Origin of the sequence: Bacillus sp. PPSBB_2 (assembly GCF_045291115.1) — a bacterium.
In the GTDB taxonomy this organism is placed as follows: Bacteria; Bacillota; Bacilli; order Bacillales; family Bacillaceae_G; genus Bacillus_A; species Bacillus_A cereus.
This window is the reverse complement of sequence record NZ_CP147983.1, coordinates 3,202,289-3,218,122: the sequence shown is the minus strand read 5'-3', so window position 1 is coordinate 3,218,122 and position 15,834 is coordinate 3,202,289. Positions and strand designations below refer to the sequence as shown.

Genomic DNA, 15,834 nt, shown 5'->3' with positions numbered 1-15,834 from the left:
GTCTAGTGGTAATAAGTCAAGAGTAAAACAAGACTGATTTTTTCTAGGTGCGATTTTTTCAGCATACGGAAATAGACCCGACCAAAAATGAAATTTTTTCGGGCCGTTTCCAAGATTGCGTCAATAACAAAGTGTTATTTTTCTATCACGCTCCTTGGTGGCGTGTAGAGTTGATGGTTACGTAGTAGCGTATCCACCAGACGCACAAATTTTCTTGCGGTTAAGACGATGGCTCTTTTGTGTTGATGTTTGGGTGTTTCTTTGTATTTCTTTTGATAAAATGCTTGATATTCAGGCAAATATCTTCTTACTGAATTGGCAGCCTCAACTAAGTAATAGCGAAGATAACGATTGCCTTGTTTGGTTAAGGGCGTATTTTCAGACTGATAATTTCCAGATTGCTTGATTTTCCAGCTTAATCCGGCATATTTAGCTAGTTTCGTTTGGTCTTCAAATCGTTGGATTTGTCCGATCTCAGCTAGTAATCCAGCAGCATACACTTTTCCAACACCAGGAATACTCGTCAAGCATTGGTATTCTGGTAGGACCATTACGAGCTGTTCAATTGCCTTATCAAGGTCTTTGATACTGGCTTCGAGTGCACGAATTTCGCGAGCAAGAATACTCAGGATAATATTGATGGATTCTTGAGCGACTTCTCCTAAACGATAAGACATAGTAATGGCTCGTTGAATCGTTTTCGCTAATCCTTCTGGATTTTTAAACCGGCCGTTACCTTTTTCTTGAAGCAAAGAGGCGAAATCTGTTAAAGGCATTTGAGCTAATTCTTCTAACCCATAATCTTCTGTCATTAAAGCGATTAAGGTAGCTCCAAATACAGAAGAAGGAGTTTCGCTATTCTTTAACTCACGCGTGAGCGTGTTGCATTTGTAAGTTAAATTTTCGAGAAAATGTTGTTTCGTTTCTACAAGTTGTCCAATTAATTGGTAACGTGTGCGAGTTAAACGTTGAAGAGCCATATATTTCTCTTCTTTAATGGGAGACGTAGTGAATCTTTGGATTCTTAAAAAGTCAGCGATTCGCATCGCATCATTTTTATCTGTTTTATCTTCATCAAATATTCGACTGAATTGCTTGATGCGAAAAGGATTTTCGATGGTAACGACGGTATTTATACGCTTTAATTCTCGATCCTCATTAAAAAATGTAGCAGGATGAAAGCTGTACATAGAAGTTGACTCCATGCCTATGACGATTTGAGAAAACGAGTACACATTTTGAAATTCTAAAATTTTTTGTTTAATTTGATGAGCGCCTTTCACGTCATTTCCGAGACTCGCTTCAAGAAGAATTGTCAATTGGTTATCGTCTGATAAAAAGCACACATCTAGTTTCTCAGAGCTGACATCTAATCCGACAAATAAGTTCATTTGGAAGGACCTCCTTTCATTGGTTATTTGGAATATGCTTCGATACTATGGGATTTCCCAGAAGCTCATTGCGTAACCACAACCTCGCCTACGAGAATACAATGACAACTTTTGGGGGCTACCTTTTGAACTACTATCCAAAAGCCCAATCAGTTATCGAAACAGCTAGTGTGTTGGTAGTGATAGCAATGGCTCGGGTAACAGACTTTTTATCGTAGACAGAGCTACAGGGGAAATGAGCAAATTCCCGATGGATCCTTTCCATACATCCATTGTATCTGGGAAATTCAATAATATCGAAACAAATTCCGTAAGGAATCTTGTTATCTATTTTTTTTAAAATCAGGGTAATTAGAAAGCAGAAATACTGATCTAAACTATATTCTACGAGGGGAAAGGCAATATGGAGAGAAATATAAGTAAAGAATATGCAATTCGAATTGCTACTGAAAATAAAAGTGATAGTATTATCCTTTTATTAAAAGAGGTAGCACAATGGCTACAATATAAAGAAGTGGATCAGTGGCAGTATCTTTTAGGAGAGGAAGCTACGGCTGAAATACTAGAATGTATAAGAGAGAAATATACATATGTTGTTCTGAAAGAAGATGAAATAGTTGGTACGGTTACAGTTTCTCCTAAACAAAATGAATGGGATGAACATATTTTTGGTAAAGAGGAAGTTTCTAATTCATTATATATTCATAGATTTGCGGTGAAACGGAAGTATAAGGGAAATGGAATAGGAGAATGGATTTTACGGTGGGTAGAAGAGAATGTGCAATGTGATAAAGAATATTTGAAGTTAGATTGCGTGGGGCATAATCGTACGTTGAATGATTTTTATAAGAAAAATAGTTTTGAATATGTTGGAAGTACGGATGGGCTTAGTAAGTTTCAAAAGAAAAGGAGAATGTGAATGCATCCAATTAACGTAAGTTTAGTTGAAAAGTTAATACAGGAACAGTTTCCTGAATGGGCCCATTTAGAAGTGAGACCTGTAAAGTTTAGTGGGCATGATAATAGGACGTTTCACTTAGGGGATGAGATGAGCGTAAGATTGCCAAGTGATGTGGCATATGCACCGCAAGTAGAGAAAGAAAATAGTTGGCTTCCTATATTAAGTAAGGGGCTTTCTTTACTGATTTCTACCCCACTTGCGAAAGGAAATCCGTCTGAAGCGTATCCATTGCCTTGGTCTATTAATAAGTGGATAGAGGGAGAAACAGTTACGAAACAAAACGTTCGGGATTTAAATGAATTTGCGGCGGACTTAGGATCTTTTTTAGTAGAATTGCAATCTATTAATGCGAGTAACGGACCTTTAGCTGGAACACATAATTTTTACCGAGGCGGACTTATATCTGTATATGATGAAGAGGCGAGAGTTGCTATTGAAAATAATAAGGATGTTTTTGACGAGGCATTATTAAAGCACCTTTGGAATGTAGCACTTAGTTCGACATGGGATCGTAAGCCAGTTTGGGTTCATGGAGATGTAGCGCCAGGGAATTTACTCGTTAAAGATGGAAAGCTTTGTGCTGTAATTGATTTTGGTATTTTAGGTGTAGGAGATCCTGCTTGTGATGCAGCGATGGCGTGGACGTTTTTTGATGAAAATAGTAGAAATGTATTTAAAGAAGTATTACGCATGGATGAAGAAACGTGGAATAGAGCGAGAGGATGGGCACTTTGGAAGGCGTTAATTACATATGATGCGAATAGGGATAGTAATGAAAAAGTAGCAGAAGAATCGTATCGTATCACGCAAGTGATTGTGGATGATTATAAAGGGTAATAGAAAAGCCTATTTTAAAATAGGCTTTTTCATATGATTAAATAGTAGAAACGGAAAGAAGGAATACGACATAACTATACAGAATATTTAGATAATAGGAGGTGTCGAATTTTGAGGGAAATTGAATTAAAGAGTAATGTAATTAAGACAGGGCGAGAGAAGGGGATTATTCTTCGATTTATACTTGCTAGTCTCGTTGGAGTGTTTATGTTTTTCGTTCCTGTTACGATAAACGGTGCATCGTCTATTATGATTGATCATATCGTATCGTGGATTAGGGCTTTGGTTCCTGGCATAGTACCTTATTATGCATTATTTGTTATGGCAATTGGTGCGATTTATCCATTTTATACGAAGAAATGGAATGCATCTATCGTAGACATTTGTTTTTCTATTTTAAAAGTAGTTGGCGTTGTTTTTGGCATATTATATTGTTTAAAAGTAGGACCAGATTGGTTCTTTGCGCCAGATGTTGGACCGTTTTTATATGAGAAGCTAGTCATATCAGTAAGTTTGCTCGTTCCAATTGGCTCGGCGTTTTTAGCGTTATTAGTCGGATATGGATTGCTTGAATTTATCGGTACATTTTGTCGTCCGATTATGAGGCCATTATGGAATACGCCGGGGAGATCGGCAATCGATGCAGTTGCGTCTTTCGTTGGAAGTTATTCGCTTGCTCTCCTTATTACGAATCGCGTGTATAAAGAAGGAAAGTATACGACAAAAGAAGCGGCGATTATCGCTACAGGATTTTCTACAGTATCCGCTACATTTATGATCATCATCGCAAAAACATTAGATATTATGCATTTATGGAATGTTTATTTTTGGACTACACTTGTTGTAACATTCATCGTGACTGCTATCACCGTAAGAATCCCGCCCCTTAGTAGAAAACCAGATACATATGTAACAGAAGAAGGGTTCCCAGAGCCTGTTTATAAAGAGAAAATGTTAGAACGTGCTTGGGAAGATGCGTTAGAAGTATCAAAGTCTGCACCGAGCATTATGAAAAATATTGCAATGAATTTAAAAGACGGATTTATTATGACAATGGGAATTTTACCATCCATTATGTCAGTAGGATTAATTGGTATCGTCTTAGCGAAGTTTACGCCAATATTTGATTGGATCAGTTATATTTTCTATCCGTTTACATGGCTATTACAATTACCGGAAGCAGACTTAGCTGCTAAAGCTGCATCAGTTGGTATTGCAGAAATGTTTTTACCGTCATTATTAGTAGTAAGTGCACCACTTGTGACAAAGTTTGTCATTGCAGTTGTTTCCGTATCATCTATACTGTTTTTCTCCGCTTCCATTCCTTGTATATTATCAACAGATATTCCGTTAAAAGTATCTGAACTCATTATTTTATATGTGCAGAGAACGATTTTAACGTTGCTTATTATTACGCCGATTGCTTATTTGTTGCTTTGAAGTTTTAATAAGATAAAGTTAAACAAAAGAAGCCGTCTGTAAAAAGAGGGCTTCTTTTGTTTAAAAGCGGGATATTCTTATTTATTTTTCGTATATGACGTAACGCTTCTTAAGAAGATTCCTAGTCCCGCAAAAAAGAATCCTAAGCATAATAAGCTGCCTGGCGTTCCCCAAGTAATTTGATCTAGCATTTTTTATCCCCTCCCGTTTATCATTATATAGAATTTATTGGAAATTATCAAAAAATTCTTTTTTTAATGGTTACTGATGAGTCTTCCTACCTTATACGAGAAGAATATATTTGAAAAGAATTCTTTTCTTTATATTTTTTTATTCTTATAATACGTTTTTGATTCTTATGATATAGTAACAACAAAGGGGGCTTAAAAATGGAAATTATTCACGAAAGAGCAAAGTTGCGGTTAATGGATAATACTGATGTCGAAACTTTGTTTTCGATTGTAGAAGGAAATCGGGATATTTGGGCGTATTTAATCTCTAAAATGGATAGTGTGCAAGATATGCAACAATACGTTCAAAAAGCGATAAAGGGTTACGGAAGAGGTACTCAAATACCTTTCATAGTCGTAGATCAACAGTCGAATAAGATTGTAGGAAGTACACGTTTATATAATATTTCAGTAGAAGATAAGACAGTTGAGTTAGGGCAAACGTGGTATCATCCGAGTGTGCAACGTACGAGTATAAATACAGAGTGTAAGTATATGCTTCTTCAGTATGCTTTTGAAAAATTGCATATGCTGAGAGTGCAAATTAAGACGGATGCAAGAAATGAAAAAGCACAACGAGCAATTGAAAGGTTAGGCGCAGTAAAAGAGGGTGTGCTTCGAAATGAAAGAAAATTACCGAATGGTTATGTGAGAGATGCGGTGGTGTACAGTATTATCTCGAGTGAATGGCCAAGCGTAAAAGAAAAATTGTTAGAAAAATTAGAGTTGTATAAAGAAAAGTTATAATTCGTGTTTTGAAAGGTATATTGTTCGTGAGATATGAAAAATATACCTTTTTTCTTACAAAATGCTACTTTATTTTAATTCCTTTTGTTTCATCGTTCCCTTCTGAGAAAAAATTCGTTACAATGTAGTTGTATGGTAATAAACTTATGAATTTAAAAAATGTAATGAAAACCGCAAATGAAAATGAATTGATAATCCTCAATTTTAAATGAAAACCCTTTTATACATAAATAACAAGTAAAGTTCCTTCTTTTAAATAAACTCAAACAAAACGATTTGATATAAATGTTTTTTATAGAAGTATGGATGATGTACGGAGGCAATTACAAATGAAAGAAAATAAGAAGAGTAAGAAAAGACGAATCTTTCAAGTATTTTTACTAATGATTTGTTCTGCTATTTTATATGTAAGTTATGCAGCTTACGATATTTGGAGTTATCGTTTTAAAGCAAATGATGACGTGAAAACGGATGCTGGTATCGTACTAGGAGCAGCTTCATGGAACGGAAAACCATCTCCTGTATTTAAAGAAAGAATTAATCATGCGATTTCTTTATATAAGAACGGAAATATTAAAAAGATTATTTTTACAGGTGGTACAAAGTTCGAGGCAGAACTTGAGGAAGCACGTACTGCAAGAGTATATGCAATGAAACAAGGTGTAAAAGAGGAAGATATTTTAATTGAAACTAAATCCCTTTTCACTGAAGAAAATTTAAAAAATGCGAAGCAAGTTGGAATAGAGAACGGCATACAAACATACACGATTGTAAGTGATCCACTTCATATGAAACGCGCAATGAGAATCGCAAAACATATTAATATTGAAGCGTATGCTTCACCAACGCCGACATCAGCATATAAAACGTTAGATACAGAAATACCATTCTTCTTTAAAGAATTATTCTCGTATATTGGATATGTAACCTCTTTGCCGTTAAAAGCATTGAAGGGGGACTAATATAAGAAAAGGATCTATCCTTAAATAGGAACTTTTCTTATTAGTCAAAAACATTGTATTTTTATCGGAATAGTGAAACAATAGAGAGGTAGCTTCATATAATCATAATGACAAAATGAACGGTTTATGAATCGAGCATAAAGGAGATTATAGTATGGCACTCTCATTTGTTGAAACAGAAGAACAGTCTTTAATTATTGAGAAAATAAATAAATTGATTCCGAAGTTCATGGAAAGGGAGCATCAGCTAAGTGAATTAGGATCATTTCCGTATGAAAATATAAATGATTTGAAAGATATCGGATATACGAAATTAACGTTACCGAAGGAATTTGGTGGTAGTGCCATTTCTTTATATGACTTCGTTTTATTTCAAGAGAAAATCGCGGAAGGCTGTGGAGCTACTGCATTATCGATTGGCTGGCATCTTGGCATTGTGAAGGAGCTAGCGGAAAATCGCTCTTGGAATGATGAGATGTTCAAATGGTTTTGCGAAGAAGTACGTAATGGTGCGCTCTTTAACAGGGCAGCAACAGAACCGAAAACAGGGAGTCCGACGCGTGGCGGCAAACCAGAAACAATAGCGGTTCAACAAGGCGAGAAGTGGGTTATAAATGGAAGAAAAACTTTTACAACGATGGCGCCAGTACTTGATTATTTTATTATTTCAGCAAGTATGGAAGGCCGTGAAGAAGTTGGTGAGTTTGTTATTCCAAGAAATACACTCGGTGTATCTATTGAAGAAACGTGGGATAGCGTTGCAATGCGAGGGACTGCTAGCCACGACCTTGTCTTACAAAATGTAGAGATAGACAACCGCTTTTTTACGGATGTAAAAGGCGGGAAAGTGAAACAAAAGGGTATTGGCTGGTTGCTACATATACCAGCATGTTATTTAGGAATTGCACAATCAGCAAGAAATTATGCAGTTCAGTTTGCGGGATCATACAAACCAAATAGTTTAAACCATTCTATTAGTTTATTACCGAATGTTAGAAGATTAGTTGGAGAATTAGAACTCGAGCTTATGCAAGCTCGCGTCTTTTTATATCAAATTGCGAAAAAATACGATGAGGCAGAAGATAAACTGTCACTGCAAGCAGAATTAGCGGCAGTGAAATACGCCGTAACAAATGCGGCGATATCCATAGTGGATAAATCAATGCGCATCGTAGGGGCAAAAAGTTTATCAGAAAAAAATCCGCTTCACCGTTACTATTTAAACGTTAGAGCAGGACTGCATAATCCGCCGATGGATGATGCAACACTATCTATGCTTGCGGATGCGGCGTTTCGGTCATAGTTTTTAAAGCATGGGTTTGATTACTAATCAAACCCATGCTTTTTATATGTATGAAGCACTTGGTTGAGATGTAGGTTTTTAATATAAATGATTATCATGTTTTTTTGATTGTGTCTTGTTGAAAAATTCTTATTGTAATGCCAGTTTGGAGGCTGTATAAACATTTTTCGTATTTAATCCCAAATTAATGGCCTTTCTAAGTTTACCATTCGTAAATATTGTAAAAATTGACCTGCATGGACCGCATCATGATAGGCAATTCGTAATAGCATATCGCCTAAATATCGTTGATAGCCAACATCGCTTCGATCAATAAGTCTTGTATTTAGCTCTGCTATGCTTATTGATTGAACATATTCTATGAAATCGGCAAAACATGATTGTGCTAATTCAATTTCTTTTTTTACACAAGTAATTGGCTCGTCATCATACGGGGTACGTATGTCGTTTATTGAGCCGTTGTTTTTTATAATCATATGATAGTAAAAAGTTGAGCTCCATACGTGACGAATCATTTCACCAAAGGACATAGCCTCAGGATCAGGCTTCCAATTAAGAAAATTATCGGGAAGAGAATTCCATAATTTTTCTGAGCGCCTTCTCGTTTCTTTTAAATTTAATATACTAAGATCAATTGCATTCATAATACATTCTCCTTTACTATTAAACTTAAAATAATTGTATCAATTTAATAGTTAGGGTATCATCGAAATATGAATGTATATCCGAATATCTCATATATAGCTAAACTAATTGCTGAACCTACAAGAGCAATCATCTTAGATTGTCTAATGAATAATCAGGCACTACCTGCTAGTGAATTGGCTTATATGGCAAAAGTGTCACATCCAACAATTAGTTCGCATCTTTCTAAATTAGTAGAAGGGAATTTACTTACAGTTGAACAACATGGTAGACATCGTTACTATCGACTTGCTAATCAAGAAGTTGCCGAAGTGCTTGAAAAGTTAGGGACAATTGCACCAACAGTTCAAGTTCGCTCTTTAAAACAATCAATCCAACTAAAACAAATTCGTTATGCTCGAACTTGTTATGATCATCTTGCAGGCAAACTCGGTGTAGAGATAACTGAAAAATTACTAGATAGGCAATTTATAATTTTAGAGGGTGGAGAATACATTGTAACGGAACAAGGTAAGAAATGGTTTCTGAATTTTGGAATAAATGTTGATGAGGCAGATACAAAAAGGAGGGTATTTGCAAAACCTTGCCTTGATTGGAGTGAACGGTGTTACCATATTTCTGGTTGGTTAGGGTCTGCAATTGCAAAACTGCTTTTTGAACAGGGATGGATTACGAAAACGGATAAGAACCGAGCTGTCCATCTTACAAAGAAAGGTGTAAAGTTATTGGAAGATCAATTAGGCATTGATCTGAAAACTGAGGAAAGAAAAGCTTGAAATTAGAAAAATCCGTCAAAATGACGGTTTTTTTCATTATGGTAGGAGTGTACATGAATAATAGGATGTTACCAATAATCGTTGCCAATAAAAAATCTTTCTTTTCATTCTTCTTTTTTAAGTTTTAAAGGAGAAAGCTAGGCTTCTTATTTTTACTAATGTTATAATAAGAAAAAAGCACGAAAAGAGGTCATCTCATGCTAGAGGTTATTGCAACATGTTTAGAAGATGTAAAACGAATTGAAAGTGCTGGCGGGAAGCGGATTGAATTAATTTCATCTTATACAGAAGGTGGTTTAACACCGAGTTATGCTTTTATAAAAAAAGCGGTAGAAGTGGTAAGTATACCAATTCATGTTATGATTCGTCCGCATGCGAAGTCTTTTACATATACGGAAGAAGAAATTGAAATGATGGAAGAAGATATTATAGTTGCACAGAAGTTAGGAGCAGCTGGTGTAGTATTAGGCGTATTAAACGAACGAAATGAAGTGGATGAAGAGAAATTAGCGGATTTACTATCTGTTGTAGATGGAATAAATGTAACGTACCACCGTGCGATAGATGATATAAAAAATCCAGTAGAAGCGATGAGCACTTTAAAGAAGTTTCATAAAGTGACTCACGTTTTAACTTCAGGTGGACAAGGAAATATAGTAGAGAATATTCCGGTGCTTACAGAAATGCAAAAGGTAAGTGATGGTCAAATTCAGCTTGTAGCTGGAGCTGGCGTGACGAAAGAAAATATAAAGCGATTGCTAGATGAAACTGGAATCACGCAGGCGCATGTCGGTACAGCGGTAAGAGAAGGAAAATCATGTTTTTCTGAAATAGATCCTAATTTAGTACAAGAATTAGTTGAAATAATAAAATAAGTGCTTAAGAAAGAGGAGAAACGATGAAGGAAAATACGAAGAAAGAATTATTCTCTTGGGCTAAAACGATAGGTTTTACCCTTGTATTAATTGCTATTATTCGCGGTGTTTTATTTACACCTTCTTTAGTACAAGGTGAATCAATGATGCCCACTTTAAAAAATAACGAAAGAGTTCTCGTGAATAAGATTGGTTATAGTATAAGTGGATTAGATCGCTTTGATATTATCGTCTTCCACGGGAAAGAAGGATACGATTTAGTAAAACGAGTAATTGGTTTGCCAGGCGATACAGTTGAGTATAAAAATGATGTTTTATATGTAAACGGAAAAGCGATGGAAGAACCATATTTAAAACAGTTTAAAGAAAAAGCAGTAGGCCGTGTATTAACTCCAGACTTTACGTTAGAACAAATCACTGGGAAAACGAAAGTGCCAGAAGGCCAAGTATTTGTTTTAGGGGATAATCGTGAAGTTTCTAAGGATGGTCGCATGTTTGGCTTTATTTCAGAAGATGAAATTGTCGGAAAAGGACAAGCTGTTTTCTGGCCGTTGGAACAAGTAAGAGCGTTATAAAGTGTGGTGAAGTATGGGAGAGATATTCTTCCATACTTTTTTATTTGCTTAAAATCTATTGATTGAATTGAAAGAATATTTTATAATTTTAAATTATATGTTTGTTTCGAAAAACGGAATTTAAGTTCCGTAATTCGGAACGAAAGGGAGATAGAATGAGTATAAATAAAACGGCAGTTAAGACAATGGATATTTTAGAGTTGTTTTATGAGCATGAAGAGCTAAGTTTAACTGAGATGGTTCAGCTTACAAATATGCCGAAAACATCTGTTTATCGTTTAATTGGTTCGTTGGAAGAGATGGAGTTTTTACAAAAAAACGAAAAGGGGAAATATCGTTTAGGGGTCGTATTTTTACGGTTCGGTCAACTTGTTTCACACCGATTATCAGTAAGAAATATAGCAATTCCTTATATGAAAGAACTTAGAGATAGTTTAGGACAGGCAGTTAATTTAATAATTCAGGATGGAAATGACGCAATTTATGTTGAAAAAATGGAAGGTGTTCAGCCGGTACGCGTGTATACGGCGGTTGGAAGAAGAGCACCGCTTTATGCTGGCGCATGTCCAAGAATTTTACTATCGTATTTCTCTGAGGAAGAGAAACGGAGATACATAGAGGAAGTGGATTTAAAACAGTTTGCAGATGGAACAATCGTGGATAAGAAACAATTGTTAGAAGTGTTGCAAATGGCAAAAAAGGAAGGCTACACCATTAGTTATTCTGAGTTAGAAAATCATACAGCCGCGATAGCAGCACCCATTTTCGCGAGCGATGGAACGGTTGTAGCAGGCATTAGTATTTCGGGATTAGCAATTGAGTACAACGAAAGTAACATTTCATATTTTATTGCGAAGGTGAAAGAAACAGCGCATCGCATTTCGAAAGAACTCGGCTTTTTGGCATAGAAAGAGGGAGTAGGATGAAATTTTCTGCGTTAGGGGATCAAGCAATTATTGTTACATTTGGTGAAGAAATTAAGAGGGATATATATGAGAAAGTACAGCGGTTATTTCAAGCACTGCAGCAACATCCGTTTGCAGGAATGATAGAGTGCGTTCCGTCGTTTACTTCATTAGCTGTTTACTACAATGTATACGAAGTATGGAAGGGAAATGAGAGAAGTGAAAGGTCACATGATTACGTTCGCCAGTATATAAAGGAGCTGTGTGATTCTTATAAAGAAGAAGTAAAACAGGATGTGAAACATATTTCTATACCAGTGTGCTACGGGGGAGAATATGGACCTGATTTAGAAGAAGTCGCGCATTATCACGGTTTACAAGTAGAAGATGTGATTCGAATACATAGTGAAACTACATATTTTGTATATATGCTAGGTTTTACACCAGGGTTCCCGTATTTAGGAGGACTTTCAAAAGAATTAGAAACACCTAGAAAAGAAACACCACGGTTACAAATCTCTCCTGGTTCAGTAGGTATTGGCGGAAATCAAACAGGTATATATCCGCTTGAAACACCAGGAGGATGGAATATTATCGGCCGAACTCCTATTTCATTATTTAATCCGGAAGAAGAAATACCAACATATATTCAAAGTGGTATGTATTTACGATTTATTCCAATAACGAAGGAAGAGTACGTATCGCTTGAGGGGGCTAAAAAATGGATGTAGAGGTTTTGCATGCGGGAATGTTTACAACAGTCCAAGATTTAGGGCGATCTCATTATCAACAATACGGTGTGCCAGTTGGCGGGGTGATGGATCAAAGTGCACTTCGGATGATCAATATGTTAGTTGGTAATGAAGAGAATGAAGCGGGACTCGAAATGACGATTATGGGACCTAAATTGTTAATAAAGAAAACGACTTTACTTGCGATTGGCGGAGCAGATATGGAGCCGTTATTGAATGGAGAACGTATCCCGTTATGGCGTCCCATTTTAGCGGAAGAAGGTAGTATGCTTTGTTTTGGAAAAGTGAAAAGTGGTTGCAGAGCGTATGTAACTTTTGCGGGTGGTATATATATTGAGCGTACAATGGGAAGCAAAAGTACGTACATACGTGCTGCGATTGGTGGTATAGAAGGAAGAATGCTGAAAAAGGGTGACTACTTCCAAATTGGTGCACAACCAGAAATGGCGAGTCGTTTCATTCTAGACTTACAAAAAGATGCGAGAATAAAAACGAAATGGGCAATTAGCAACAGCGTACTACCAAAGTATAAGAAACATCCAAAGCTTCGTGTCATAACTGACTTTGAATACGATCAATTTACAGAAGAAAGTAGAAAGGCATTTTTTACGAAAGAGTATAAGGTATCTAATTATGCTGACCGTATGGGCTATAGGGTTGAGGGAGAGGTTTTAAATAGGAATGAAGAAAAAGAGATTTTATCGAGTCCTGTTACATTTGGAACCATTCAAGTTCCTAATGGTGGACAGCCGATTATATTAATGGCAGATAGGCAAACGACAGGTGGCTATCCGAGAATGGGAAATATCATTTCAGTAGATTTACCTCTTCTTGCCCAGCTAAAGCCGGGGGACTATGTTTCTTTTGAGAAAATTACGCTTGAAGAAGCGGAACAATTGTACATAGAACAAGAAGTAAATATGAATTTATTAAAGAAATTCATCGCTTTACGAAGCTGAAATTAGGAGGAATACATTATGACTACAATCGATTTAAACTGTGATTTAGGAGAAAGTTTTGGCGCTTATAAAATGGGGAATGATGATGAGATTCTTCCGTTCGTTTCCTCTATAAACGTTGCTTGCGGTTTTCATGCGGGTGATCCGTCTATTATGCGTCAAACTGTTGAAAAAGCTTTGGAGCATAACGTAGCAATAGGGGCGCATCCTGGATTTCCTGATTTAATTGGATTTGGTAGAAGAAACATGAATGTTTCAGCAAGTGAAGTATACGATTATGTTCTATATCAAACAGGCGCATTAGACGCATTTGTGAAAGCGGCAGGCGGGAAAATGCAGCATGTAAAGCCGCACGGTGCCTTATATAATATGGCGGCGTCTAATCCGGAAATTGCAGATGCAATTGCAAAGGCAATTTATCATATAAATCCAAGTCTATTACTTTATGGATTAGCAAATAGCGAGGCGTTTATACAGGCTGCAGAAAAATACAAAGTAACTCTTGTACAAGAGGCTTTTGCGGATCGTACATATAAGCAAGATGGTACATTAACGAGCCGTACAGAAGAAAATGCGCTTATAAAAGATGAAGACGAAGCGATAAAGCAAGTACTTCAAATGGTGAAAGAAGGCCATGTAAATGCGGTCAATGGAGAGAAAGTAGCAGTTCAGGCGCAAACAATTTGTTTACACGGTGATGGGGAAAAAGCAGTGCAATTTGCAAAAAGAATATACAGAACATTCAAACTTAATGATATTTCTATTTGTGCACCGAAATAAAAAATAGGGGGAAGTGCTGGGATGATTAAATTAATCGGAATACTACTTGTTGCAGTGGGCTTTTTATTTAGATTAAATACACTTTTAGTAGTTATGGTTGCAGGTATTGTTACTGGTATGGTTTCAGGATTAAGTTTTTATGATGTGATCAGCATGTTCGGTAAATTTTTCATAGAAAATAGATATATGTCTATGCCAATTATATTAACTTTACCGGTAATCGGAATTTTAGAGCGTTACGGTTTAAAAGAAAGAGCAGAAGCACTTATAACGAAATCAAAAGGAGCAACAACTGGAAGAGTATTAATGTCATATTTTACGATAAGAGAATCATCAGCAGCACTAGGGCTTAATATTGGTGGGCATGCGCAAACAGTAAGGCCGCTCGTTGCACCGATGGCAGAAGGGGCCGCGCAAGGTAAATACGGTAAACTTCCTGAAAAATTAAGAGAAAAGATTAAAGCAAACGCAGCAGCTGCTGAAAATACAGCTTGGTTTTTCGGAGAAGATATTTTCATCGCAACTGGAGCTATTTTATTAATGAAAGGATTCTTCGATTCAGTAGGTATGCATGTCGGAGTATGGGATATGGCACTTTGGGGCATTCCGACAGCAATATCTGCACTTATTGTAAGCTGGATTAGATTTAGAAGGTTTGATAAATATATAGAGAAAACAATGAAGGCAGAAGGAAAAGAAGAGAAGGAGGCAATTTAATATGAACATCATCACAATGGATACAATCTATTATGTATTAGGGATAATCGTTGCTTTTATCGCTGTTCGTATCGCATTCGATCTTGAACATCCAAACAGATTCGGTTCTAGTTTATTTTGGGCATTGTTTGCAGTTACATTTTTATTTGGAAATGTAATTCCTTCGTTTTACGTTGGCTGTATCGTGCTCGCTATGGTCGTTTTAGCCTCGCTAAATAAAGTAACAAAATCAGAGGAAAAAGAAGTTCCAGTACAAGAACGTGTGAAACATGCTGAGAAATTAAAAAATAAAATTTTTATGCCTGCACTATTAATTCCTATTTTTACAATTATCGGTACGTTGACCTTAGGGAAAATTAAATGGGGAAATGTCTCTCTTGTTGATCCAGATAAAGTAACATTAGTTGCACTAGCGCTTGGTGCATTACTCGCATTTGTTGCGGCGATGCGTATTACAAAATCAAAAATAACAACACCTGTACAAGAAGGAAGCAGACTATTACAAGCTGTTGGCTGGGCTGTAATTTTACCACAAATGTTAGCAGCACTTGGCGGTATATTCGCGAAGTCTGGCGTTGGACAAGTTGTTTCAGACTTAGTCGGACAAGTGCTACCGACAGAGTATCCGTTCGTTGCCGTTATGGCGTACTGTTTAGGCATGATGCTATTTACAGTCGTAATGGGAAATGCATTCGCAGCGTTTGCTGTTATTACTGGCGGAATTGGCTTACCTTTAATAGTTCAAATGCACGGCGGAAACCCAGCAATTATGGCAGCGCTCGGTATGTTTGCTGGATATTGCGGGACGCTGCTTACACCAATGGCAGCAAACTTTAATATCGTACCTGCGATGCTTTTAGAGCTAAAGGATAAAAATGCGGTTATTAAAGCGCAAGTACCAATTGCTCTTTCAATTTTTATCATAAATATGTTTATTATGTACGGCCTAGTATATCGTTTCTAATTAGGAGGATAAAAC

At 36.5% G+C, this 15,834-nt stretch carries 17 protein-coding genes; 15 read left to right on the top strand and 2 right to left on the bottom strand.

Annotated elements, in window-relative coordinates:
- Positions 1-134: 134 nt before the first annotated feature.
- Entirely contained in the window at positions 135-1,391 is a 1,257-nt protein-coding gene (locus V6946_RS16140) for an IS110 family transposase (RefSeq protein ID WP_256426878.1), read from the bottom strand.
- Between the two features lie 403 nt (positions 1,392-1,794).
- On the opposite strand from V6946_RS16140, the gene V6946_RS16135 reads away from it, so the two are divergent.
- From V6946_RS16135 to V6946_RS16110, 6 genes are all read left to right on the top strand, one after another.
- Positions 1,795-2,310: a GNAT family N-acetyltransferase gene (locus V6946_RS16135; RefSeq protein ID WP_006916817.1), complete on the top strand. Its 516-nt coding sequence runs from the start codon at positions 1,795-1,797 to the stop codon at positions 2,308-2,310.
- A complete protein-coding gene (locus V6946_RS16130) occupies positions 2,311-3,189 on the top strand; it encodes an aminoglycoside phosphotransferase family protein (RefSeq protein ID WP_000553380.1) in 879 nt (292 codons plus the stop codon).
- A 111-nt stretch (positions 3,190-3,300) separates the two neighbouring features.
- Entirely contained in the window at positions 3,301-4,629 is a 1,329-nt protein-coding gene (locus V6946_RS16125) for a YjiH family protein (protein WP_001206771.1), read from the top strand.
- Positions 4,630-5,018: 389 nt separating this feature from the next.
- Positions 5,019-5,606: a GNAT family N-acetyltransferase gene (locus V6946_RS16120; protein WP_000402586.1), complete on the top strand. Its 588-nt coding sequence runs from the start codon at positions 5,019-5,021 to the stop codon at positions 5,604-5,606.
- A gap of 329 nt (positions 5,607-5,935) precedes the next feature.
- Positions 5,936-6,568: a YdcF family protein gene (locus tag V6946_RS16115; protein WP_000662215.1), complete on the top strand. Its 633-nt coding sequence runs from the start codon at positions 5,936-5,938 to the stop codon at positions 6,566-6,568.
- Positions 6,569-6,722: 154 nt separating this feature from the next.
- Positions 6,723-7,871, top strand: a complete 1,149-nt coding sequence (locus tag V6946_RS16110) for an acyl-CoA dehydrogenase family protein (RefSeq protein WP_001218366.1) — start codon at positions 6,723-6,725, stop codon at positions 7,869-7,871.
- A gap of 173 nt (positions 7,872-8,044) precedes the next feature.
- On the opposite strand, the gene V6946_RS16105 is transcribed toward V6946_RS16110, so the two are convergent.
- A complete protein-coding gene (locus V6946_RS16105; RefSeq protein ID WP_006927766.1) occupies positions 8,045-8,515 on the bottom strand; it encodes a DinB family protein in 471 nt (156 codons plus the stop codon).
- 69 nt (positions 8,516-8,584) lie between these two features.
- Here V6946_RS16105 and V6946_RS16100 point away from each other — a divergent pair, with 69 nt between their 5' ends.
- The 9 genes from V6946_RS16100 (at position 8,585) to V6946_RS16060 (ending at position 15,819) form a co-directional block, all read left to right on the top strand.
- Entirely contained in the window at positions 8,585-9,292 is a 708-nt protein-coding gene (locus tag V6946_RS16100) for a helix-turn-helix transcriptional regulator (RefSeq protein WP_366981724.1), read from the top strand.
- A 197-nt stretch (positions 9,293-9,489) separates the two neighbouring features.
- Positions 9,490-10,167, top strand: a complete 678-nt coding sequence (locus V6946_RS16095) for a copper homeostasis protein CutC (protein ID WP_006927773.1) — start codon at positions 9,490-9,492, stop codon at positions 10,165-10,167.
- Positions 10,168-10,190: 23 nt separating this feature from the next.
- Positions 10,191-10,742: a signal peptidase I gene (gene lepB / locus V6946_RS16090; protein WP_000662501.1), complete on the top strand. Its 552-nt coding sequence runs from the start codon at positions 10,191-10,193 to the stop codon at positions 10,740-10,742.
- A gap of 155 nt (positions 10,743-10,897) precedes the next feature.
- Positions 10,898-11,650 (top strand): IclR family transcriptional regulator, encoded by a 753-nt coding sequence (locus V6946_RS16085; RefSeq protein WP_000026361.1) that lies wholly within the window; start codon positions 10,898-10,900, stop codon positions 11,648-11,650.
- A gap of 14 nt (positions 11,651-11,664) precedes the next feature.
- Positions 11,665-12,378, top strand: a complete 714-nt coding sequence (gene pxpB / locus V6946_RS16080) for a 5-oxoprolinase subunit PxpB (RefSeq protein WP_000672280.1) — start codon at positions 11,665-11,667, stop codon at positions 12,376-12,378.
- Positions 12,369-13,358: a biotin-dependent carboxyltransferase family protein gene (locus V6946_RS16075; protein ID WP_006927775.1), complete on the top strand. Its 990-nt coding sequence runs from the start codon at positions 12,369-12,371 to the stop codon at positions 13,356-13,358. Before pxpB ends, V6946_RS16075 begins: the two co-directional genes overlap by 10 nt.
- Positions 13,359-13,376: 18 nt before the next feature.
- Complete coding sequence (pxpA, locus tag V6946_RS16070; RefSeq protein ID WP_000207317.1) at positions 13,377-14,138, top strand: 5-oxoprolinase subunit PxpA; 762 nt, start codon at positions 13,377-13,379, stop codon at positions 14,136-14,138.
- A gap of 21 nt (positions 14,139-14,159) precedes the next feature.
- A complete protein-coding gene (locus V6946_RS16065; RefSeq protein ID WP_000593392.1) occupies positions 14,160-14,855 on the top strand; it encodes a DUF969 domain-containing protein in 696 nt (231 codons plus the stop codon).
- A gap of 1 nt (position 14,856) precedes the next feature.
- Complete coding sequence (locus V6946_RS16060; protein ID WP_290101116.1) at positions 14,857-15,819, top strand: DUF979 domain-containing protein; 963 nt, start codon at positions 14,857-14,859, stop codon at positions 15,817-15,819.
- Positions 15,820-15,834: the final 15 nt, after the last annotated feature.